Here is a 21,480-nt window from a genome sequence, read left to right on the forward strand (position 1 = left end):
GCATCGCGCTTGGCGCGTACGCGACCTTTTGAGCAGCCGCTCGCGCCGCTGCCGATTATCCGCGCGTTAGATCCAAGCTCACCGCGTGCGTCACGGTTCTCGGCCGGCCGTTCGCGCCACTGCCGGTCAGGCGCGCGTGAGCATCGCGCGTAGCGCATGCGCGACCTTCGAGCGGCAGTTCGCGCCGCTGCCGATGATTCCCGCGTTAGATCGAGGTTCACCGCGTGCGCCTCGTTTCGCAGGCGGCCGTTCCGGCCACTGCCGGTCATGCGCGCGTGAGCATCGCGCCTAGCGCGTGCGCCACGTAATCCACAGCTTGCGGATCGGCGTGAGCGTAATGCGCTGGTGCAACACCTTGAAGCCTTCGCGCTCGATTTCATCGAAGCGGGCCAGCGACAGCGCCGCCTGTGCCCGCAGCACGCGCTGCGAGGCGCGCTCGGCGGGCGGGATGGCGGCAAGCGCTTCGTCGAGCGCGCGGCGCGCGCGCTCCGTCTGAAAGCGCATGAGTTCGGTGAAAGCGTCGCTGTACTTGCGGTTGATGATATCCGCCGCCGTGACATTGAACCGCTGTAACTCGTCGATGGGCACATAGACTCGGCCGTTGCGCGCGTCGTCGCCGATTTCCTGCACGCGTTCTGCGAGCAGCAGCGCGCAGCCGAGCGGCGCGGCCCACGACGACACGTCGCCACGCGCGGTGGCACGCGCGACGGCGGTCGCGAACGCGCCGCCCGTCTGGTCCAGATAGCGCCGCAGGCCGGGCCAGTCAAGATAGCGCGCCTGGTCGAGGTCCATCGAGAAACCGTCGACGAACATCGCCAGCGACGCGCGGCCTTCTTCGTCGAGCACGCCGCTTCCGTCGGCGTGAGCTTGCAGCGCCTTCGTGACCGGATGCGTCGGCTCGCCGAGATAGAGCCGCTCGAGTTCGCTCCGCCACCACACGTGCTTGGTGCGGCCGATGGTCGGATCGCTCGTCTCCTTCACCGTTTCCTCCAGTTCGCGATAGAGCGCATAGAGGGCGGTGAGAAGCGGCTGACGCGCGGCCGGGGCCCGGCGCAGCGCGTAGTACGTGCCTGAGCCTTCGGGAGCGGCCTTCTGCTGGCAATAGTCGTCGAAATTCACGGACGGGGGGCTTGTGGTGGGGAAGGCGAATAGGTTGTTCTGTGCTCGCGGTTTCGCAAGGCGTCGAGCGAGGCGGGCGCTCATTTTATCCCGGCGCGGCATTCGCAGCCGCCTGCGCCGCGCTGCCTTCGCGTGTGCGCCGACCCACCGACGCGGCGAACGGCCCGCGCAACACTGCGCGAAACACGCACAAGCGCGAGACCAACGGAGACAGCAGCCATGCCGCTCAGCAAAACGGAAAACAAACAGTTCGGCGACAGGTGCCTGCCGCTCATCGTGAGGAGCGTGGCAACGGGCCTCGGCTTCGATTTTCGCGTATGCCCGCGTCAGATGAGCGTCTCGCCGACGCCCGGGCTGCATATCACGGCGGCGCGTCGCGCGGACGCGAAAGCGTCGTATCCGCTCAACGTGTTCGTGTACTTGCCGCCGTCGAGCGTGCGCCAGTTTCTATCGAACCTGGACCGGCCGATTGCCGCGGCGCGTGCCAGCGAGCGCGTGCCGGAAGAAATCAGGAAGCTGATGAATCAGACGGGCGTGGACTTCGCGGGACGATCGCAGGAGAAGGGCGAAGTGATGATGGTCGAACTGAGCGACATCGCGCTGTAGCCGCTCCGAACGAGCGGTTGGGGAAGTGGTGCGAGGAGGGGGACTCGAACCCCCACACCCTTGCGGGCGTCAGGACCTAAACCTGGTGCGTCTACCAATTTCGCCATCCTCGCAGCACGGGGCTTTGCGAGCCAGCGGATTCAATCCTGCCGCACTTGACACACCCCGTGTCCGGCACCGGTCCACTGTGCCAAGCCGGGCATTCTAACGCATTCGTCAGGCGATGTCTGAGAATTTGCGTGACGATCGCATGGCTCGCGGCGACATGCAGCGCGCGATGCTGGCGATATGGGCTTCAGCATTGCGGCGAGGCAGACGTCTGCCTAGAATCTCGCTCAATCCTTCCGTTTCGCTTTCTCGCTCTCAATGACCCGCAACGCGCGCAATCGCTTCGTCGCATGGCTCGGCATCGCCGCCATGTGGCTCGCCATTGTCGCGCCGGTCATCAGCCAGAGCATCGCCGCGCGCAACGCGGCACTCGATCCCGAGGCGCCGCTTTGTACCGTCAGTACGCTCGCGAGCTTCTTCGCGCAAGGCGGCGAGCACGCTGATCACCATCCAGCGCATGCAGACGCCGACGAGCACGCGGGCCATCACGACGCCGCAGGACACTTCGACGCCTGCGCATATTGCGGGCTGCTCGCGCATCATCTGCCGGTCGCGTCGGCGGCGGCGCATGCGGTCACGCCTGTCGAGCGCGTCACGCGCGCGGCGCCCGTCGCGGCGGTCGACGCCCCCTGCTCGAAGTCGTTCAACGCCGCGGCTGCGCGCGCGCCGCCCGTCCTTTCCTGAAGCCGTTCTCCGTCCGATCGCACCGATTCTCGCCCGGCGCCTGAGCGCCCGGCGACGCGCGCGTTTCGCTCGTCAGCTCATTCAGGAACTCACCATGTTTACGCTCCTCACGCGAGCGCGCCGACACGCGCGCCGTCGTGCCGTCGCGTCCTTGCACGCCGCATTGCCGATGTCCTTGTTCGCCCACGCCGCGTGGTGCGCCACGCCGATCGACGCTGCCGCTGCGCCGGCTTCCGACGCCGAAACCACGCTCGCGCCGGTGATCGTGTCCGCGCAGTCATCGTCCACGCGCTCGCCGCTCGATCCGAACCTGCCCGCGAGCGTCGCGACCGTGACCGCGGACCAGTCGCAGTACTGGAACGTCGTCACGCCCGAAGACGTGCTCAAGTACGCGCCGAACATGGCGGTGCGCAAGCGCTTCATCGGCGACGTGAACGCGCCGATTGCCGTGCGCGGCACGAGCAACGCGCAGACGGCGCGCGGCCTCGTGTATGCCGACGGCCTTCTCCTTAGCAATTTTCTCGGCAACACGTTCACGTTCACGTTCGCGCCGCGCTGGTCGATGGTCTTCGCCGACGACATCTCGCGCACCGACGTCATCTACGGTCCTTACTCGGCGCTCTATCCGGGCAACTCGATCGGCGCGACCGTCGCGATCACGACGCGCATGCCGACGCAGTTCGAATCCGACGCGAAAGTGCAGGCCTTCACGCAGCACTTCGATCTCTTCGGCATCAACCGCAGCTTCAACGGCACGAATACGACCGCGACCGTCGGCGACCGCATCGGCAAGCTGTCGTTTCTGATCGGCGTCGATCATCTGGAAAACACGGGGCAGCCGCTGCAATTCGCGACGCTCGCGCAATCGAGGACACCCGCCACCGCCGCCGACCGGCCCGTGACCGGCGCGACGTTCTACAACGATCAGAACGGCGCGCGCACGGCGGTGCTCGGCACGGCGTCCGAGGGCATCGAGCGCACGTTTCAGGACCAGTTGCGCGTGAAGCTCGCCTACGACATCACGAACGCCTTGCAAGCCGGCTTCACGCTCGGCTACTGGCATCAGAAATACAACAGCGATACGACGACCTTCCTGCGCGACGCGGCCGGCAACCCGGTGTATAGCGGGCGCGTGAACATCGGCGGGTTCGAATACACGATCCCCGCCGCGACGTTCGCGCCGAGCATGGGATCGAGCGAGAACTTCCTCTACGGCCTCACGCTGCGCACGCACCACGACACCGGCTGGAACGCGGAAGCCGTCGCGTCGTACTTCGACATCACGCAGAGCATCGCGCGCACCGCGAATTCCGGCGTGCCGGGCGACGGCCCCGGCACGCTCACGGACGGCTCCGGATCGGGATGGAAGTCGCTCGATTTGCGCACGAGCTGGACGCCGACCGCCCGCTCGGGACTCGCCGCGCATGCGCTGTCGTTCGGCTACCACTACGACAATTACTTTCTCAACAACGTCACCTCGAACACGGCCGCGTGGCGCGATGGCGCGGGCGCCTCGTTCGCCAACGCGTTCGGCGGGCGCACGCGCACGCAAGCGGTCTATGCGCAGGACGCGTGGCGCTTCTTGCCACGCTGGGCGTTCACTTACGGCCTGCGTTACGAGAACTGGAATGCCTATGACGGCACGCGGGCCGTCGGCGCGACATCGCTCGATTACGGCGCTGCGAGCCAGAGCCACTGGTCGCCCAAGGCGGCGCTTTCGTTCGACGCCACGAACGACTTGACGTTGCGCGCATCCATCGGGCGGGCGTATCGCTTCCCGACTGTCGGCGAGCTGTTCCAGGGGCAGATTAACGGCGTGTCGATCGTCAACAGCAATCCGAACCTCCAGCCGGAAGACGATCTTTCTAAAGAACTGACCGCGGAATGGACGCACGGCAACGGCTTCTACCGCTTCACGCTCTTTCAGGACGACGTAAAGAACACCATCCTGAGTCAGACGAACACGACTGTCATTCCGAACGTCACCAACTTTCAGAACATCGACAAGGTGCGTTCGCGCGGCGCCGAAGCGAGCTACGAAGGGCAGGACGTGTGGTTACGCGGGCTCGATCTCGCGGCCAACGTCGCGTACACGCAGTCGAAGATTCTTGCCAACAGCGGCAATCCGGCGTCCGTGGGCAAGTATTTCTATCGCATTCCGCTGTGGCGGGCGAACGCGGTGGCGACGTATCGTGCGAACGCAAAAACCGCCGCGACGCTCGCGGTGCGTTATTCGGGACGCCAGTACAACACGCTCACCAACACGGACGTCAATCCGGACACGTATGGCGGGACGAGCACCTATGCCGTCGTCGATGCCAAGTTCTCCTACAAGCCGACGAAGCGCGCGGAGCTGGGCATCGGCGTCGACAACCTGTTCGATCGCCGCTACTACGTCTTCCACCCGTATGCGGGACGCACGTTCTATGTCGAAGGACGCATCGGCATCTGATCTCCGTTCATTCGCATTCATTCGATTCCAAAGGACACGTCATGCACGCACCTTCCTTCACGCCCGCTTCGACTCAGGGCGACGCCGTCGCCGAGCGCCGCACGCTGTGGCGCTGGCACTTTTACGCCGGCCTCTTCGTGATGCCGCTTCTCCTTGTGCTCGCCATCACGGGAACGCTGTACTGCTTTCAGCCGCAGATCGAGCCGATGCTGTATCGCGACCGCATGGTTGTCGCCGACACGCACGGCCCGCGCCTTTCCACCGATGCGCTGCTCGCCAAAGCCATCGCCAGCGAGCCGCGCGGCGCCGTGCCGACGCTCGCCCAGATCGACACGCGTCGCACGCGCAGCGCCGAATTCGTGTTTCGCCTGCCTTCCGGCGAGAGCGAGAGCGTGTACGTGAACCCGTACGACGGCGCGGTGCTCGGCACGCTTTCAGTCGAGCATCGGCTGATGAAGCAGATTCGCAATCTGCATCGCGGGCTCATGCTCGGCAAGACCGGCGAACTGGCGATGGAACTGGCGGGATGCTGGACGCTCGTGATGATCGGCACGGGCGTCGCGCTATGGTGGCCGTGGGGCGGCGCGGGCCGTCGCGCGGGCGGCGTGTGGCTGCCGCGTCTCGCGCTCGAAGGCCGCGGGTGGTGGCGCGATCTGCACGCGGTGGGCGGCGTGTGGCTCGCTATCGGCGCGCTTTTTTTCGTGCTGAGCGGACTGCCGTGGTCCGGATCGTGGGGCAAGCAGTTCAAGGCGCTGGCGACTTCGGCATCGCTCGGCTATCCGAAAGGGGCGTGGGGCGAGGCGCATGTTCATTCGAGCGTGCCGGCCGATCACGCGATGCACGCCATGCCGATGAAAATGGACGATCTCCCGCTGCATCAGACGCCGTGGGCCGTCGGCGCGACGGACGTGCCGCAGACCGCGAAGGCGTCGGTAGCGGCGAGCCTCTCGCTCGACGATGTGATCGCGCTCGCCGCGAAACACGGCGTGACGAGCGACTACGGCATCGCGTTGCCGACGTCACCGACGGGCGTCTACACCGTGTCGTATTTTCCCGCCGATCCGCGCTCGGAACGCACGCTGCACATCGACCAGTACAACGGCCGCGTGGTGTCCGACATCTCGTACGGCACCTATGGCACGGTCGCGCGCTTCATCTCGTATGGCACGTCCTTGCACATGGGGCGCTACTTCGGCCTCGCGAATCAACTCGTGTGTTCGGCGATCTCGCTCGGGCTGGCCGCGCTGTCCGTCACAGGCTTTGTGATGTGGTACAAGCGCCGTCCGTCGCGCACGCTCGGCGCGCCGTCGCGGCCCGCAAAACGTCCGCCGATGCGCGCGTGGCGCACCGGCCTCGCGATCGTCGGCGCGGTTTTCCCGCTGATGGGCCTGACGATGCTCGCTGTCTGGTGTCTCGACCGCCTCGCGTTCGGCGCGCGGGCACGAGCGCAAGGCTGACGCTCTTACGCGACGCCGAAGTTTAAGCGCGTCAGTTGCTCCGCTTCGTTCGCGAGCAGGCGCGCGGCGTCGCGGATGGCGACATCGAGCGTGATGGGGCCGGGCGAGAATCGGGGCGCGTCAGAGGCGCAAATCTAGCGCCTCCTCCTTCTCACGCGACGCTGAACTCGAAACGCGTCCGTTGCTCCGCTTCGTTTGCGGGCAGACGCGGCGTCGCGGATGGCAACATCGAGCGTGATGGGGCCGGGCGAGAATCGGGGCGCGGTCACGGGCGCAAATAAAGGCCCGCCTCCTTCTCGCGCGACGCCGAACTTCAAGCGCGTCCGTTGCTCCGCTTCGTTGGCGAGCAGACGCGCGGCGTCGCGGATGGCAACATCGAGCGTGATGGGGCCGGGCGCGGGCGAGAATCGGGGCGCGTCAGAGGCGCAAATCTAGCGCCGCCTCCTTCTCACGCGACGCCGAACTCGAAACGCGTCCGTTGCTTTCCGCCATTCGAAGCGGGTGCGTGGCGCCGCGGATGGCGACACCGCGCGTGATTGATCGGGGCGAGAATCGGGGCGCGGTCACAGGCGCAAACTTAGCCCCGCCTCCTTCTCATGCGACGCCGAACTTCAAGCGCGTCAGTTGCTCCGCTTCGTTCGCGAGCAGGCGCGCGGCGTCGCGGATGGCGACATCGAGCGTGATCGGGCCGGGCGCGGGCGAGAAGCATCCGCTGAAATATTCCGAGAGGCGCGGCAACGCGGCCGAATCGACCGCGCCGGAGAGCAGCGTCGCCGGCACGCCCGACGCCCGCGCATGCTTGCACGCGATGAAGGGCGCCTTGCCGTGCAGCGTCTGCACGTCGGAGCGGCCTTCGCCCGTGATGAGCCAGTTCGCGCCTTCCAACGCGGCGTCGAGACCGATTTCCCGGGCGACGACTTCCGCGCCGGTTTCGAAGCGCGCGCCCAGCATGTGCAGCGCGAAGCCTAGGCCGCCCGCCGCGCCCGCGCCCGGTTCGTTCCGTTTCGCGAGACCCATCGCCGGTTCGAGCCGGTCCGCGAAATGGGCGAGGGCGGCGTCGATGGTGGCGATCTGCTCGGGCGTCACGCCTTTCTGCGGCCCGAAGACGGCGGTCGCGCCGTGCTCGCCGGTGAGCGGATTGTCCACGTCCGACATGCCGACGAACTCCGCTTCCTTCACGCGCGGATCGAGCCCCGATGCGTCGACCCGCGCGATCCTCGCCAGCGACGACGGCACCGGCGCCAGCTCGTTGCCGTCGGCATCGAAGAGCTTCACGCCGAGGCCGACGAGCAGCCCGGCGCCGCCGTCGTTCGTGCTGCTGCCGCCGAGCGCGACGAAGAACCGGCGCGCGCCGGAGTCGAAGAGCGCGCGGATCGCTTCGCCCATGCCGAGCGTGCTGCGTTCGGTGACGGGCACGGCCATGCCGTCCGGGTCCGTGATGCCGACGACTTCCGCCGTCTCGATCATCGCGCTGCCGTCGGCGAGCAAGCCCGTCGCGGCGTCGCGGCGTGCCGCCGCCGCGCCGCGCACGTTGAGCATGCGGCGCTCGCCGCCGGCCGCGAGCATCGCGTCGAGCGTGCCTTCGCCGCCATCGGCCATCGGGCGAATGCGGATTTCCGCGTCGGGCCGCGCCCGCCTGATGCCTTCCGCGATCGCGTTCGCGACGCCTTCCGCGGAGAGCGATCCCTTGAACGAATCGGGCGCGATGACGACAACGGGAGCGGGCGTGATAGGCATGGTGTCTCGAGTGTCTTGTGTGAGTAGGGCGTCGGGCAAGCGCGCGCCGATAAGGTCGACGACGCGCGGCAAGCTTAGCAGCGCGCCGTGTCCGGCAAAATAGCGCGGATGCGATAGCGGGAATTGTGCGCGGCCGCGACCGTCCGGAAAACGGGGATTTACGCCGTATCCGCGCCCTAAATCCGCCAAAAACGCTCGAGAAACGCCCCATGACCGTTCGCGCAAGCAGGGCGGCCTGATTTGTTTGCTAAAATGCTGGGCTCTGTTGGCTGACTCGCTCGGCGACGGTCCGGGCGTCTTCGAAGCGCGCATGCATGCGCTTTCGCGAATCGGGCGTCGAAGCGTGGCGAGCGCCGGCAAGCTCAACGGACCCGCGCCTTAAGAACCGCGGAAGAACCGACCACCGAACGAACACCGAATTACTCTAGGACGATTGAAGCCATGGCTAACGTAGTTGAAAACCTGGGCAAGCTCGAACGCCGCCTGACCATTTCCCTGCCGAAAGACTCGGTGCAGAAGGAAGTGGATTCGCGCATCCGTCAGTTGGCCAAGAACGTGCGCATGCCGGGCTTCCGCCCGGGCAAGGTGCCGCTCAAGATGGTGACGCAGCAGTACGGCGGCCAGGTCGAGGCCGAAGTGCTGAGCGACAAGGTCGGCAAGGAGTTCTTCGATGTCACGCGCGCGGAAAACCTGCGCGTCGCGGGCCAGCCGAGCTTCGCGCCGAAGGCCGAGCCGGCCGCCGACGCGTACGCGTTCGACGCGACATTCGAGGTCTATCCGGAAGTGAAGCTGGGCGATGTCGCCAACGCTGAAATCGAGCGCACCGTCACCACCATTTCGGAAGCTGAAGTCGACCGCACGCTCGAAATCCTGCGCAAGCAGCGCGTGCACTTCCATGCGCGCGGCGAAGGCGGCGAGCACGGCGACGGCGGCGCGGACACGGCGGCGCAGAACGGCGACCGCGTGACGCTCGACTTCGTCGGCAAGCTGGACGGCGTGGAATTCGAAGGCGGCAGCGCGCAGGACTTCGCGTTCGTGCTCGGCGAGGGCCGCATGCTGCCCGAGTTTGAACAGGCGGCGACCGGCCTGAAGGTCGGCGAAACCCGCGAATTCGACCTGAAGTTCCCCGAGGACTACCACGGCAAGGAAGTGGCGGGCAAGACGGCGCAATTCACGATCACTGTGAAAAAGGTCGAATGGCCCCATATGCCGGCAGTGGACGCGGAATTCGCGAAGTCGCTCGGCATCGAAGACGGCGATCTCACGAAGATGCGCGCCGAGATCAAGGACAACCTGGAACGCGAAGCCAAGCGCCGCACGCAGCAGATCGTGAAAAACCAGGTCATGGACGCGCTTCTGAAGATTTCGGAGCTGGACGTGCCGAAGGCGCTGATCGAGCAGGATCAGCAGCGTCTGGTGGAAATGGCCCGTCAGGACCTGCAGCAGCGCGGCGTGCCGAACGCAGCGGACGCGCCGATTCCGGCGGAAATGTTCGCCGAGCAGGCCGAGCGCCGCGTCAAGCTGGGCCTCGTGCTGGCCGAGCTGGTGAAGGCGAACGAGCTTCAGGCGAAGCCCGAGCAGATCCGCGCTGAAGTGGACGAATTCGCGAAAAGCTACGAAGACCCGAAGGAAGTCGTCCGCTGGTATTATTCGAACCAGCAGCGCCTCGCCGAAATGGAAGCGTACGTCGTGGAAAGCAACGTCGTCGAATTCGTGCTCGGCAAGGCCAAGGTGACCGACAAGGAAGTCAGCTTCGAGGAACTGGCCAGCGCAACGGCGCAAGCCTGACGCGGAAAGCCAAGGGGCGTGCGGGGTCGTCGGAGGGCGGCCCGCACGCCTTTTTTGCATTAAAGTTGTGCATGCACGTGCCGTTCTTTGGATGTTCCTTCGTCGATCAGTATCCCTATTCCGAACAAGGAAATTGCATGACCTTTCGCGCTGAATTGCTCGATACGTTGGCGTCCCACGCTCCGCGGGACTTCGAAGCCCAGGCGCTCGGCCTCGTCCCGATGGTCGTGGAAACGAGCGGCCGTGGCGAACGTGCCTATGACATCTATTCCCGGCTCCTGAAGGAGCGCGTGGTGTTCCTCGTCGGCGAGGTCAACGACCAGTCGGCGAATCTCGTCGTCGCCCAGTTGCTGTTTCTGGAAAGCGAGAATCCCGACAAGGACATCAGCCTGTACATCAACAGCCCGGGCGGCTCGGTGTCGGCCGGCATGGCGATCTACGACACCATGCAGTTCGTGAAGCCGGACGTCTCCACGCTGTGCATGGGGCTTGCTGCCAGCATGGGCGCGTTCCTGCTGGCGTCGGGCGCGAAGGGCAAGCGCGTCGCGCTGCCCAACGCACGCGTGATGATTCACCAGCCGCTCGGCGGCGCGCGCGGCCAGGCGTCGGACATCGAAATTCAGGCGCGGGAAATCCTGTACCTGAAGGAGCGTCTGAACCAGTTGCTGTCGCATCACACGGGTCAGCCGGTCGAGCGCATCGCGCGCGACACGGATCGCGACAATTTCATGTCGGGCGACGACGCGCAAGCCTACGGCATCGTCGACCAGGTGCTGCACAAGCGTCCCTGAAGGCGTCCGGAGCGGCGCCGCGCCGGCTTTGGAAACAGGGCCGGGCAATGCGGATGGCGCATGCGGCGCAACGCCAAAACGCCCTTCGTGGCAGGCACGCGGAGTCGAATCTGCGTGGCCGGATCGAAGGGCGTATCATGTAACAAGAGTGTCCGGAGGCTTACACTTTTATGGCGGACAAAAAAGGTTCCAGCAGCGAGAAGCTGCTGTACTGCTCGTTCTGCGGAAAGAGCCAGCATGAGGTAAAGAAGCTCATTGCCGGCCCGTCGGTGTTCATCTGCGATGAATGTATCGACCTGTGCAACGAAATCATTCGCGACGAGGCGGCCGGCGCGGCAGAAGAGGCCGGGCTTACCAAGTCCGACCTGCCGAGCCCGCAGGAAATCAGCGACATCCTGAATCAGTACGTCATCGGCCAGGAACGCGCGAAGAAGATTCTCGCGGTGGCCGTGTACAACCATTACAAGCGGCTCAAGCACCTCGACAAGAAGGACGACATCGAGCTGTCGAAGAGCAACATCCTGCTGATCGGGCCGACCGGCTCGGGCAAGACGCTGCTCGCGCAGACGCTCGCGCGCATGCTGAATGTGCCGTTCGTGATCGCGGACGCCACCACGCTCACCGAAGCGGGTTACGTCGGCGAAGACGTCGAAAACATCATTCAGAAGCTGCTGCAGAACTGCAACTACGAAGTCGACAAGGCGCAGCGCGGCATCGTCTATATCGATGAAATCGACAAGATCAGCCGCAAATCGGACAACCCGTCGATTACGCGCGACGTGTCGGGCGAGGGCGTGCAGCAGGCGCTGCTGAAGCTCGTGGAAGGCACCATGGCATCGGTGCCGCCGCAGGGCGGGCGCAAGCATCCGAATCAGGACTTCATTCAGGTCGATACGACGAACATTCTGTTCATCTGCGGCGGCGCGTTCGACGGTCTGGAGAAGGTCATCACGGACCGCACGGAAAAGACCGGCATCGGTTTCGGCGCGAGCGTGAAGAGCAAGCAGGATCGCGACGCGGGCGAAGTGCTGCGCGAGGTCGAGCCGGAAGATCTGATCAAGTTCGGCCTGATTCCGGAGCTGATCGGCCGTCTGCCCGTCGTGGCGACGCTCGGCAAGCTGGACGAAGCCGCGCTCGTGAAGATTCTGATCGAGCCGAAGAACGCGCTGGTGAAGCAGTATCACAAGCTCTTCGCTATGGAACGCGTGGAGCTGGAGATTCGTCCGGCGGCGCTGCAGGCCATCGCGCAGAAGGCGATTCGCCGCAAGACCGGCGCGCGCGGGCTGCGCTCCATTCTGGAACAGGCGTTGCTCGACGTGATGTACGAACTGCCGACGATGAAGGGCGTTTCGAAGGTGATCGTCGATGACAACACTATCGACGGCGACGGCAAACCGTTGCTCATCTACGAAGACGCGCCGAAAGTAGCAGGGTCGAACTAAATCGGGCTGTGTGTCGGCGAGAGGCCGTTCATGGCGACGTGAACGGCCTTTGTTTTTATTTTTCGGTTTATCTTGTGGACGTTACTGACGAACTTGGACTACCGACTTTTCCCTTCCGATAAAGGCTTGCAATAGCTCTTAACGGCCTTACTTACGAACGAACCGATTCCATTAATGGGGAAATGAAATGTCAGGAACCCAACTCCTCCCGCAGGAACGCATCACGTTGCCGCTGCTCCCGCTGCGCGACGTAGTCGTGTTCCCGCACATGGTGATTCCGCTCTTCGTTGGGCGGCCCAAGTCGATCAAGGCACTCGAAGCCGCGATGGAAGGCGGCAAGCACATCATGCTCGTCGCCCAGAAAACGGCGGCGAAAGATGAGCCGACCGAAAAAGACATGTACGAAGTGGGATGTGTCGCCAACATCCTGCAAATGCTGAAGCTGCCGGACGGCACCGTGAAAGTGCTCGTCGAAGGCTTGCAGCGCGCTAAAACGCTCTCGATCGAAGAGCAGGAAACGCAGTTCTCCTGTGACGTGATGCCGCTCGAACCGGACCACGCCGACAGCGCCGAGACTGAAGCCCTGCGCCGCGCGATCGTTTCGCAGTTCGATCAGTACGTGAAGCTCAACAAGAAGATTCCGCCGGAGATCCTGACCTCGCTGTCGGGTATCGACGAGGCGGGTCGTCTGGCTGACACCATCGCCGCGCATCTGCCGCTCAAGCTCGACCAGAAGCAGCACATCCTCGAGATGTTCCCGGTCATCGAGCGGCTGGAGCACCTCCTTGCGCAGCTCGAAGCGGAAATTGACATCCTGCAGGTTGAAAAGCGCATCCGTGGACGCGTCAAGCGCCAGATGGAGAAGAGCCAGCGCGAGTACTACCTGAACGAACAAGTCAAGGCCATCCAGAAGGAACTGGGCGAAGGCGAAGAGGGCGCGGATCTCGAAGAACTCGAGAAGCGCATCGCCGCCGCGCGCATGCCGAAGGAAGCCAAGAAGAAGGCCGACGCCGAACTCAAGAAGTTGAAGCTGATGTCGCCGATGTCCGCGGAAGCGACCGTCGTGCGCAACTACATCGACACGCTGATCGGCTTGCCGTGGCGCAAGAAGAGCAAGGTCAACAACGACCTCTCGAACGCCGAACGCGTGCTGGATGAAGACCACTTCGGCCTCGAAAAGGTCAAGGAACGCATTCTGGAATATCTCGCGGTTCAGCAACGCGTCGAGAAGGTGAAAGCGCCGATTCTCTGCCTCGTCGGGCCTCCGGGCGTCGGCAAGACCTCGCTCGGGCAGTCCATCGCCCGCGCGACGAACCGTAAGTTCGTGCGCATGGCGCTGGGCGGCGTGCATGACGAGTCAGAGATTCGCGGCCACCGTCGCACGTATATCGGCTCGATGCCGGGCAAGATTTTGCAAAGCCTGGCGAAGGTCGGCGTGCGCAATCCGCTCTTCCTGCTCGACGAAGTCGACAAGATGGGCATGGATTTCCGTGGCGATCCGGCTTCTGCGCTGCTCGAAGTGCTCGACCCGGAACAGAACCATACGTTCGCGGACCACTACATCGAAGTGGACTTCGACCTGTCGGACGTGATGTTCGTCGCTACGTCGAACTCGCTGAACATTCCGCCGCCGCTGCTCGACCGGATGGAAGTGATTCGCCTCTCGGGCTACACCGAGGACGAGAAGGTCAGCATCGCGCAGCGTTATCTGCTGCCGAAGCAGAAGCGCAACAACGGCCTGAAGGAAGGCGAGATCGAGGTGGCGGAGCAGGCTATCCGCGACATCATTCGCTACTACACGCGTGAAGCGGGCGTGCGTTCGCTCGAGCGGGAAGTGTCGAAGATCTGCCGCAAGGTCGTGAAGATGCTGCTCTTGAAGAAGGCGGAAGGCGCGGTGAAGGTGGACGGTTCGAACCTCGACACGTTCCTCGGCGTGCGCAAGTACGACTTCGGTCTCGCCGCGAAGGAAAACCAGATTGGTCAGGTGACGGGTCTCGCGTGGACGGAAGTGGGCGGCGATCTGCTCACGATCGAAGCGGCGGTCATGCCGGGCAAGGGCGGCGTGATCCGCACGGGTTCGCTCGGCGACGTGATGAAGGAGTCGGTGGAGGCGGCGCGCTCGGTCGTGCGCTCGCGCTCGCGGCGCCTGGGCATCACGGATGAGTCGTTCGAGAAGAAGGACATCCACATCCACGTGCCCGAAGGCGCGACGCCGAAGGACGGTCCGTCCGCCGGTATCGCGATGACGACGGCTTTGGTGTCCGTGTTGACCGGCATTCCGGTGCGCGCGGACGTGGCGATGACCGGCGAAATCACGCTGCGCGGCGAAGTGCTGCCGATCGGCGGGTTGAAGGAGAAGCTGCTGGCGGCGCATCGCGGCGGCATCAAACTCGTGCTGATCCCGGAAGAGAACACGAAGGATCTGGCCGACATTCCTGACAACGTGAAGAACGCCATCGAGATCGTGCCGGTTCGCTGGATCGACCGCGTGCTGGAACTGGCGCTGGAACGTCTGCCCGAACCGCTGCCGGAAGAGGAAGCGAAAGCGACCCCGGTGGCAGCGGAAGCGCAGAAAGACCAGCCCGCTACGGGCGACGTCGTGAAGCACTGAGCGTCCCAAGGCATCAAACGAAACCCGCGGCTTCGTCCGCGGGTTTTTTTTCGGCAGCCGGTTCTGAATCGCGCGAAGAGGCATTCCAATCGGGCGCAACCCTCGTTGACACGGCAGTTTCGGCTGCGTCTAATGGCCGCGCATCGGCTCAGGCGCGATGCGGTTCGCTCACGACGGCGAATCAAAACGATTACAACGTGCCATTAGAGATTGGGGAAACAATGAACAAGACGGAACTGATCGACCATATCGCGCAGCAAGCCGATATTTCTAAGGCAGCTGCCGGGCGGGCGCTCGAAGCGGTCATCGACGGCGTGCGCGCGACACTGGAGAAGGGTGATTCGGTGACGCTCGTCGGATTCGGCACCTTCGCGGTAGGCGAGCGCGTCGCCCGCACGGGCCGCGATCCGCGCACGGGCGCGGCGATCACCATCGAAGCGGCAAAAATTCCCAAGTTCCGCGCTGGAAAAGCGCTGAAGGATGCGCTAAACTAGCTGACTCGCTGGGAACGGTGCAATTCACCGGTTCTTCTGTTCCAGCCGAACAGAAATCCGGGTGCTTAGCTCAGTTGGTAGAGCGGCGCCCTTACAAGGCGTAGGTCGGGAGTTCGAGCCTCTCAGCACCCACCACTTCCAGCGGCACGCAGTACATTGATGCAGTAGCAGCACCCAGGAGCGGTAGTTCAGTCGGTTAGAATACCGGCCTGTCACGCCGGGGGTCGCGGGTTCGAGTCCCGTCCGCTCCGCCAAGAACGACTGGAAATCCCGCAAGCTTCGCGGCTTGCGGGATTTTTATTTTCGACGCCTTTGTTTAAGCATCCTAATGATTCTGAAGTTGCAGTCCACGCAACGATTCAGGCGAGGATGAGACATCGCGCGTCGATCAAACGAAAGATCGCCGCATCAAAAAGCGCAAAACACCGCCGGCTTTCGCCTTTTCCCCTCCCGCTGTTGTAATATCGAGCGTTTTGTCTAACCTCGCAGCGCAACGCATGCTCGACTTCTTCCGCAACCACCAGCGCCTGATGATGGCCCTGCTGATTCTCATCATCGTGCCCGGACTGGGTATCGTCGGGATTCAGGGCTTCAGCAACTTCTTCGACGAAAGCGCCTACGTCGCCAGCGTGAACGGTCACAAGATCACGCGCGCCGAATATGAAAGCGCCTTCCGGCAGCAAGTCGACCGCGCCCGCGCCATGCTCGGCGCGCAGTTCGATCCCAAAATGTTCGACTCGCCCGAAACGCGCAGCGCGATGGTGAACAGCCTCGTGCAGCAACGCGTGATGGCCGACGAAACCCAGCGCCTGCACCTCACGGCTTCGGACGACGCCGTGCGCCGCGCGCTGCTGTCCGATCCGGGCATTGCGTCGCTGCGCAAGCCGGACGGCACCATCGACCTCGACCGTTACAAGCAGCTTCTCGCCCTGCAGGGCATGACGCCCGCGCAATACGACGAACGCATGCGCTACACGATTGCGAATGACCAGATTCCGTCGAGCATTCAGCAGAGCGCGTTCACGTCGAAGTCGCTCGCGCAGAACCTGACGGAACTGGCCGAGCAGCGCCGGTCGGTGCAGGGCCTGTCGCTGCGCAGCGCGGACTACACGGCGAAGGTCCAGCCGACCGACGCGCAACTGCATGCTTACTACGACGCGCATCGCAACGCATTCGCGACGCCCGAGACGGCGACGATCCAGTATCTCCTGCTGTCCCCGGCCACGCTCGCGGCGGCATCGAAGCCGAGCGACGCGGACCTCAAGAAGTTCTACGACGACAACATACAGCGTTACCGCACGCAGGGCGAAGCGCGCGCGAGCCACATTCTGATCAACGCGCCGAAGGATGCCAGCGCCGCCGACAAGGCCAAGGCGAAACAGAAGGCCGAAGCGCTGCTCGCGCAAGTGAAGGCGCATCCGGATCAGTTCGCGGATATCGCCAAGAAGAATTCGGATGACCAGGGCTCGGCCGACAAGGGCGGCGATCTCGGTTACTTCGCGCCCGGCCAGATCGCGGGCGGCAAGGCATTCGACGACGCCGCGTTCAGCCTGAAGAAGGGCGAGGTCAGCAACATCGTCGAATCGGACTTCGGCTATCACATCATTCAGGCGACGGATGTGAAGCCCGCCGCGACGAAGCCGTTCGAGGAAGTGAAGGGCGCCGTCGCGAAGGACTATGCCGCGCAGCAGGGCTCGAAGGGCTTCGCGGACAGCGCGCAGGGCTTCACGGACCTCGTCTACGAGAAAGAGAAGTCGCTGCAGCCCGCCGCCGACAAGTACAAGCTGACCATCCAGACCGCCACGGTCGGGCCGAAGCCGAATCCGCAGTTGCCGCCGGACAATCCGCTCAACAACGCGAAGTTCCTCGCGGCCGTGTTCGCGCCGGATTCGGTGAAGCAGCACTACAACACGCAGGCAATCGATGTGGGCAACAACACGCTGATCGCGGCTCGCGTGACCGACTACAAGGCGCCTACGGTGCCCGCGTTCGATGCCGTGAAGGATGCGGTGCGCACCAAGGTCGTCGCGGAACAAGCTGCGTCGCTCGCGCACAAGGAAGGCGAGGCGAAGCTCGCGGAACTGCAGAAGTCGAAGTCAGCGGACGGGTTCACGTCGGCCGTCACGGTCTCGCGCAACGACGCGCAAGGCTTGCCGCCGGCCGCGCTCGCGGCGATTTTCAAGGCGGACGCATCGAAACTGCCGGCGTATGTGGGCGTCGATCTGGGCGCGGACGGCTACGCCATTTATCGCGTGAACGGAATCGAGAAGGCCGCTCCGGTCGCAGCGGACCGCCTCGCGGGCGCGCAGCAGCAGATCGCGCAAGTCTACGGGCAGGCTGAAACGGAAGCCTATATCGACTCGCTGAAGGCCCGCTCGAAGGTCAAGCTGAGCGCGGCGCCTGCGCCGTCCGCGAACGAGTAAGCATCTAAAGCGTCGCTCACGAAAAAAGCCCCCGCGTCCGAAAGGAGCGGGGGCTTTGTCTTGGCGGTGATCCGCGAATCAGTTGCCTGCGGTGTCTCGGCACATCACAGACGGAGAGCCGAATTACAGGCAGCCTTGAATGTCGCCGGTCGCGTCGCTGCCGGCTGCGCCCGAGGCGCGGAAGCCGACCCACGTACCCGGACCGGACCACGACGGACGCACCACGGCCGCCGCGCCGTTAGGCGGCTGCTGGCCCGGAACGAACACGTCGACGGCCTGATCGTTCGCGAGCGTGTCTTGCGAAATCACCTGTTGCTGCGACTTCGTCGCCCACTGCTGAGAGATGCATTGCGCGACCACCTTCGGCGCCTTCTGGCTCGTGCCGACTTGCTGCACGCCGGCAGGCGGTTGCGCAGCACAGGCAGAGATCGCAACGGTCAATGCGAGCAAGGGGAAATATTTCACGTGACCTCCTTGTAGAGTCGCTCGATGTCGAGCGGGTTATAAGAGTGACGCGAGAGTCTGATGACTGAATCCTGGCCGCGTTCCGCGCTTTTCCAGGCACTACGGCGCTTGCGTCCGCTATTGCGACGCGCTTGCGCCCAGCAAGGGTTTCAACGTCGGCCAGACATTGTTCAATAGCAAGGCTTGCGCCTGAGCCGTCGGATGAATCTGGTCGGCCTGGAACATCGAGGGCTTGTCTTCGATGCCGGCGAGCAGGAACGGCACGAGCGCGACATGCTTGTCTTTCGCGATCCGCTCATACACCGCGTGGAACTTTTGCGAATAGTCCGGGCCGTAATTGGGCGGCACATACATGCCGATGAGCAGCACCTTCGCATGCGCCGCCTGCGACGCGTCGACGATGCCGCGAAGGTTCGCCTCCGTGGTTGCGAGCGGCACGCCGCGAAGCGCATCGTTGGCGCCGAGTTCGACGATGACGACCGACGGCTTGATGCGCGCGAGCACGGCGGTGAGCCGGGCGCGTCCGCCGCTCGTGGTGTCGCCGCTGATGCTCGAATTGGCGACGCTATAATCGAGGCGCTCTTTACTCAGCCGCTCGCGCAACAGCGCGACCCAGCCGGTATCGCGCGGCAGGCCGTATTCCGCCGACAGACTGTCGCCCAGCACGACGATGGCGGGCTTCGCCTGCGCATCGGCAACCTGAGCATGCGAGAAAGCGGCCGCCGACAACATCATGCTCGCGATCGCAGCCTTCACGAAGCCGCGCGCGCTCCAGTTCTTATTCAAGGTGTCCATGCAAAACAATATCGAGCCGGTCATCGAAGTTCGGGGATTGAGCAAACGGGTGAAGGACGCCACGGGCGAGCTGACGATTCTGGACAACATCGACCTGGCCATCGCGAAGGGTAGCAGCGTGGCGATCGTCGGCGCATCCGGATCGGGCAAGTCGACGTTGCTCGGCTTGCTCGCGGGATTGGACAGCGCGAGCGACGGCTCGGTTCGCCTGCTCGGCAAGGAGCTGTCGGCGCTGAACGAAGACGAGCGCGCCGCGCTCAGAAGCGGCGCGGTCGGTTTCGTGTTCCAGTCGTTCCAGTTGATGCCGCACCTGACCGCGCTCGAAAACGTCATGCTGCCGCTCGAACTGCGCGCAGAGATGCCGCATGGACAGATCGCGCAGCGCGCGCGCTCGCTGCTCGATCAGGTCGGGCTCTCGCAGCGAACCGGGCATTACCCGAAACTGCTTTCGGGCGGGGAACAACAGCGCGTTGCGCTCGCGCGCGCCTTCGTCACGCATCCCGCCATTCTTTTCGCCGATGAACCCACCGGCAGTCTCGACGCTGCGACCGGCTACGCGATCATCGACCTGATGTTCGAGATGAACGCGCGCAACGGCGCGACGCTCGTGCTCGTCACGCACGACACCGAACTCGCGCAACGCTGCGATGCCACCGTGACGATCGAAGCGGGGCGGCTCGTCAACGGTCTCGCGGTCTAGACGTGAAAACGCCCGCATCGGCGACGATGCGGGCGTCGGCAACAACCGCGAAAAGTCCCGACGCCTCAGCGCTTGAGCGCCTTTCGCGCGCGCTCGATCAACGCGGACGTCGACGAATCGTGCTTGGCCGGATCCACGCTTGCCGCCGTGATATCCGCCTCGACGACCTTGCCGAGAATCTTGCCCAATTCCACGCCCCACTGGTCGAACGAATTGATGTCCCACACCGTTCCCTGCACCAGCACCTTGTGCTCGTAAAGCGCGATCAGCGCGCCGAGCGACTGCGGCGTGAGCGCGTCGAGCAGGATGGTCGTCGTCGGCCGGTTGCCGGGGAAACTCAGGTGCGTCGCGAGTTCTTCCTTGCCGGGACCTGCCACCTTCTTCGCTTCTTCGAGCGTGCGGCCGAGCATCAGCGCCTCGCTCTGCGCGAAGCAGTTTGCGAGCAGTTTCGCGTGATGATCAACGAGCGGATGTTCCGGTGTCAGCAGCGCGATGAAGTCGATCGGGATGATGGTCGGCCCTTGGTGCAGCATCTGGAAGAACGCGTGCTGGCCGTTCGTGCCGGGCTCGCCCCAGATCACGGCGGCGGTCGGGTAATCGACCATGCCGCCGTCGAGCGTCGCGGACTTGCCGTTGCTTTCCATCTCCAGTTGCTGGAGATACGACGGCAGATACTCCAGCGCCTGTGAATACGGCGCGACGAGATCGCTTTGCGAGTCGAAGAAGTTGCGATACCAGATGCCGATCATGCCCATCAGCACCGGCAGATTCCGCGCGAGCGGCGCGGTGCGGAAATGCTGGTCCATCGCGTCGGCGCCTTGCAGAAGCGCCTCGAAGTTCTGAGGCCCGACCGACAGCATGATCGACAGCCCGACCGCCGACCACAGCGAATAGCGCCCGCCGACCCAGTCCCACATCTCGAAGACGTTCTCCTTCGCGATGCCGAACTTCACGACCTCGGCCGGGTTCGCCGACACGCCGACGAAGTGCTTCGACAATTGATCTTCCGGACAGCCCTGGCTCAGGAACCAGTCGCGCATGGAGTGCGCGTTGGTCATGGTTTCGAGCGTGGTGAAAGTCTTCGAGACGACGATGGCGAGCGTTTCTTCCGCGTCGATCTGTTGCAGCACGCTGTAAAGATCGGCGCCGTCGACGTTGGAGACGAAGTGCGTATCCAGTTCCTTCGACGCGAGATGATGCAGCGCGTGCACGACCATCTTCGGCCCGAGATCCGAGCCGCCAATGCCGATGTTCACCACATGGCGAATGCGCTTGCCGGTGTAGCCGGTCCACGAACCGTCGCGGACCTTGTCGGCGAACGCGGCCATCTTCGCTTTCTCTTTCTGCACTTGCTCGTGAAAGGGCGCGTCCGGCGACTGCGCGCGCAGCGCCGTGTGCAGCGCGGCGCGGCCTTCGGTGACGTTCACGGTTTCGCCGGCGAACATCGCGTCGCGGCGCTTGGTGACGCCGGCTTCTTCGGCGAGCTGGACGAGCAGTTCGAGCGTCGCGTCGCTGATGCGGTTCTTCGAGAAATCGATCGTGAGGCCGCCGCCTTCGAACGTCAGGCGCTCGGCGCGCGTCGGCGCCGTGTCGTTTTGCGGCGCGAACCAGTCGCGCAGGCGCTCGCCGGAGATGGCATCGTAGTGCGATTGAAGCGCCGACCAGGCAGGGTGCGATTTGAGCGTCATAGCGGTCTGATAGTCCAGAGTGACAGTGGGAAACGTCCGTGCGGATGCGGTTTGCCGAGGCTGCGTACTGCGACCATCGAAGGTTCGTGAACGCGGTGCGTGCCGCCGCGGATGCCCGAA

At 64.2% G+C, this 21,480-nt stretch carries 16 protein-coding genes and 3 tRNA genes; 13 read left to right on the forward strand and 6 right to left on the reverse strand.

Annotation, left to right across the window (positions count from 1 at the left end):
* Positions 1-288: 288 nt before the first annotated feature.
* A complete protein-coding gene (locus NCR37_RS06455) occupies positions 289-1,119 on the reverse strand; it encodes a squalene/phytoene synthase family protein (RefSeq protein WP_250472276.1) in 831 nt (276 codons plus the stop codon).
* 219 nt (positions 1,120-1,338) lie between these two features.
* On the opposite strand from NCR37_RS06455, the gene NCR37_RS06460 reads away from it, so the two are divergent.
* Positions 1,339-1,725, forward strand: a complete 387-nt coding sequence (locus NCR37_RS06460; RefSeq protein WP_250472277.1) for a hypothetical protein — start codon at positions 1,339-1,341, stop codon at positions 1,723-1,725.
* A 26-nt stretch (positions 1,726-1,751) separates the two neighbouring features.
* Here the strand turns inward: NCR37_RS06460 and NCR37_RS06465 are convergent.
* Positions 1,752-1,838 (reverse strand) — tRNA-Leu (locus NCR37_RS06465).
* A gap of 253 nt (positions 1,839-2,091) precedes the next feature.
* Here NCR37_RS06465 and NCR37_RS06470 point away from each other — a divergent pair.
* The 3 genes from NCR37_RS06470 to NCR37_RS06480 all read left to right on the forward strand — a co-directional run bounded on the left by NCR37_RS06470 (position 2,092) and on the right by NCR37_RS06480 (position 6,426).
* Entirely contained in the window at positions 2,092-2,517 is a 426-nt protein-coding gene (locus NCR37_RS06470) for a DUF2946 domain-containing protein (protein WP_250472278.1), read from the forward strand.
* A 169-nt stretch (positions 2,518-2,686) separates the two neighbouring features.
* Positions 2,687-4,969: a TonB-dependent receptor gene (locus NCR37_RS06475; RefSeq protein WP_250472279.1), complete on the forward strand. Its 2,283-nt coding sequence runs from the start codon at positions 2,687-2,689 to the stop codon at positions 4,967-4,969.
* A gap of 41 nt (positions 4,970-5,010) precedes the next feature.
* Positions 5,011-6,426 carry a PepSY-associated TM helix domain-containing protein gene (locus tag NCR37_RS06480; protein WP_250472280.1) on the forward strand — a complete coding sequence of 472 codons (1,416 nt, stop codon included), beginning with the start codon at positions 5,011-5,013 and terminating at the stop codon, positions 6,424-6,426.
* A 594-nt stretch (positions 6,427-7,020) separates the two neighbouring features.
* Here the strand turns inward: NCR37_RS06480 and NCR37_RS06485 are convergent.
* On the reverse strand, positions 7,021-8,163 hold the full coding sequence (locus NCR37_RS06485) for a glycerate kinase (RefSeq protein WP_250472281.1): 1,143 nt from the start codon (positions 8,161-8,163) through the stop codon (positions 7,021-7,023).
* Between the two features lie 441 nt (positions 8,164-8,604).
* Between NCR37_RS06485 and tig the strand changes: the two genes are divergently transcribed.
* The 8 genes from tig (at position 8,605) to NCR37_RS06525 (ending at position 17,712) form a co-directional block, all read left to right on the forward strand.
* Positions 8,605-9,951: a trigger factor gene (gene tig, locus NCR37_RS06490; protein WP_250472282.1), complete on the forward strand. Its 1,347-nt coding sequence runs from the start codon at positions 8,605-8,607 to the stop codon at positions 9,949-9,951.
* A 137-nt stretch (positions 9,952-10,088) separates the two neighbouring features.
* The gene (gene clpP, locus NCR37_RS06495) at positions 10,089-10,742 is read left to right on the forward strand and encodes an ATP-dependent Clp endopeptidase proteolytic subunit ClpP (protein ID WP_014191278.1); all 654 of its coding nucleotides are present in this window, start codon (positions 10,089-10,091) and stop codon (positions 10,740-10,742) included.
* 170 nt (positions 10,743-10,912) lie between these two features.
* Positions 10,913-12,184: an ATP-dependent Clp protease ATP-binding subunit ClpX gene (gene clpX, locus NCR37_RS06500; RefSeq protein WP_106855990.1), complete on the forward strand. Its 1,272-nt coding sequence runs from the start codon at positions 10,913-10,915 to the stop codon at positions 12,182-12,184.
* Between the two features lie 187 nt (positions 12,185-12,371).
* The gene (lon, locus tag NCR37_RS06505; RefSeq protein ID WP_175940279.1) at positions 12,372-14,795 is read left to right on the forward strand and encodes an endopeptidase La; all 2,424 of its coding nucleotides are present in this window, start codon (positions 12,372-12,374) and stop codon (positions 14,793-14,795) included.
* Entirely contained in the window at positions 14,792-15,289 is a 498-nt protein-coding gene (locus NCR37_RS28365) for an HU family DNA-binding protein (RefSeq protein ID WP_284506808.1), read from the forward strand. Before lon ends, NCR37_RS28365 begins: the two co-directional genes overlap by 4 nt.
* A 59-nt stretch (positions 15,290-15,348) precedes the next feature.
* A tRNA-Val gene (locus NCR37_RS06515) sits at positions 15,349-15,424 on the forward strand.
* Positions 15,425-15,466: 42 nt separating this feature from the next.
* Positions 15,467-15,543 (forward strand) — tRNA-Asp (locus tag NCR37_RS06520).
* Positions 15,544-15,786: 243 nt separating this feature from the next.
* A complete protein-coding gene (locus NCR37_RS06525) occupies positions 15,787-17,712 on the forward strand; it encodes a SurA N-terminal domain-containing protein (RefSeq protein WP_250472351.1) in 1,926 nt (641 codons plus the stop codon).
* 123 nt (positions 17,713-17,835) lie between these two features.
* Here the strand turns inward: NCR37_RS06525 and NCR37_RS06530 are convergent, their stop codons facing one another.
* Positions 17,836-18,177: a hypothetical protein gene (locus NCR37_RS06530; protein ID WP_250472284.1), complete on the reverse strand. Its 342-nt coding sequence runs from the start codon at positions 18,175-18,177 to the stop codon at positions 17,836-17,838.
* A 117-nt stretch (positions 18,178-18,294) separates the two neighbouring features.
* A complete protein-coding gene (locus NCR37_RS06535; protein ID WP_502800488.1) occupies positions 18,295-18,972 on the reverse strand; it encodes an arylesterase in 678 nt (225 codons plus the stop codon).
* Between NCR37_RS06535 and NCR37_RS06540 the strand changes: the two genes are divergently transcribed.
* Entirely contained in the window at positions 18,971-19,672 is a 702-nt protein-coding gene (locus NCR37_RS06540; RefSeq protein ID WP_250472285.1) for an ABC transporter ATP-binding protein, read from the forward strand. The genes NCR37_RS06535 and NCR37_RS06540 overlap by 2 nt on opposite strands.
* Before the next feature lie 65 nt (positions 19,673-19,737).
* Here NCR37_RS06540 and pgi read toward each other — a convergent pair whose 3' ends face one another.
* Entirely contained in the window at positions 19,738-21,360 is a 1,623-nt protein-coding gene (gene pgi, locus NCR37_RS06545) for a glucose-6-phosphate isomerase (RefSeq protein ID WP_250472286.1), read from the reverse strand.
* Positions 21,361-21,480 lie beyond the last annotated feature (120 nt).

Source organism: Caballeronia sp. GAFFF1 (assembly GCF_023630705.1).
In the GTDB taxonomy this organism is placed as follows: Bacteria; Pseudomonadota; Gammaproteobacteria; order Burkholderiales; family Burkholderiaceae; genus Caballeronia.

Excerpts from the sequence above, each read along its gene's own strand:
- NCR37_RS06460 (WP_250472277.1), top strand. The coding sequence starts at position 1,339 with ATGCCGCTCAGCAAAACGGAAAACAAACAGTTCGGCGACAGGTGCCTG.
- NCR37_RS06470 (WP_250472278.1), top strand. The coding sequence starts at position 2,092 with ATGACCCGCAACGCGCGCAATCGCTTCGTCGCATGGCTCGGCATCGCC.
- NCR37_RS06475 (WP_250472279.1), top strand. The coding sequence starts at position 2,687 with ATGTCCTTGTTCGCCCACGCCGCGTGGTGCGCCACGCCGATCGACGCT.
- NCR37_RS06480 (WP_250472280.1), top strand. The coding sequence starts at position 5,011 with ATGCACGCACCTTCCTTCACGCCCGCTTCGACTCAGGGCGACGCCGTC.
- NCR37_RS06485 (WP_250472281.1), bottom strand. The coding sequence starts at position 8,163 with ATGCCTATCACGCCCGCTCCCGTTGTCGTCATCGCGCCCGATTCGTTC.
- tig (WP_250472282.1), top strand. The coding sequence starts at position 8,605 with ATGGCTAACGTAGTTGAAAACCTGGGCAAGCTCGAACGCCGCCTGACC.
- clpP (WP_014191278.1), top strand. The coding sequence starts at position 10,089 with ATGACCTTTCGCGCTGAATTGCTCGATACGTTGGCGTCCCACGCTCCG.
- clpX (WP_106855990.1), top strand. The coding sequence starts at position 10,913 with ATGGCGGACAAAAAAGGTTCCAGCAGCGAGAAGCTGCTGTACTGCTCG.
- lon (WP_175940279.1), top strand. The coding sequence starts at position 12,372 with ATGTCAGGAACCCAACTCCTCCCGCAGGAACGCATCACGTTGCCGCTG.
- NCR37_RS06525 (WP_250472351.1), top strand. The coding sequence starts at position 15,787 with ATGCTCGACTTCTTCCGCAACCACCAGCGCCTGATGATGGCCCTGCTG.
- NCR37_RS06540 (WP_250472285.1), top strand. The coding sequence starts at position 18,971 with ATGCAAAACAATATCGAGCCGGTCATCGAAGTTCGGGGATTGAGCAAA.
- NCR37_RS06535 (WP_502800488.1), bottom strand. The coding sequence starts at position 18,972 with ATGGACACCTTGAATAAGAACTGGAGCGCGCGCGGCTTCGTGAAGGCT.
- pgi (WP_250472286.1), bottom strand. The coding sequence starts at position 21,360 with ATGACGCTCAAATCGCACCCTGCCTGGTCGGCGCTTCAATCGCACTAC.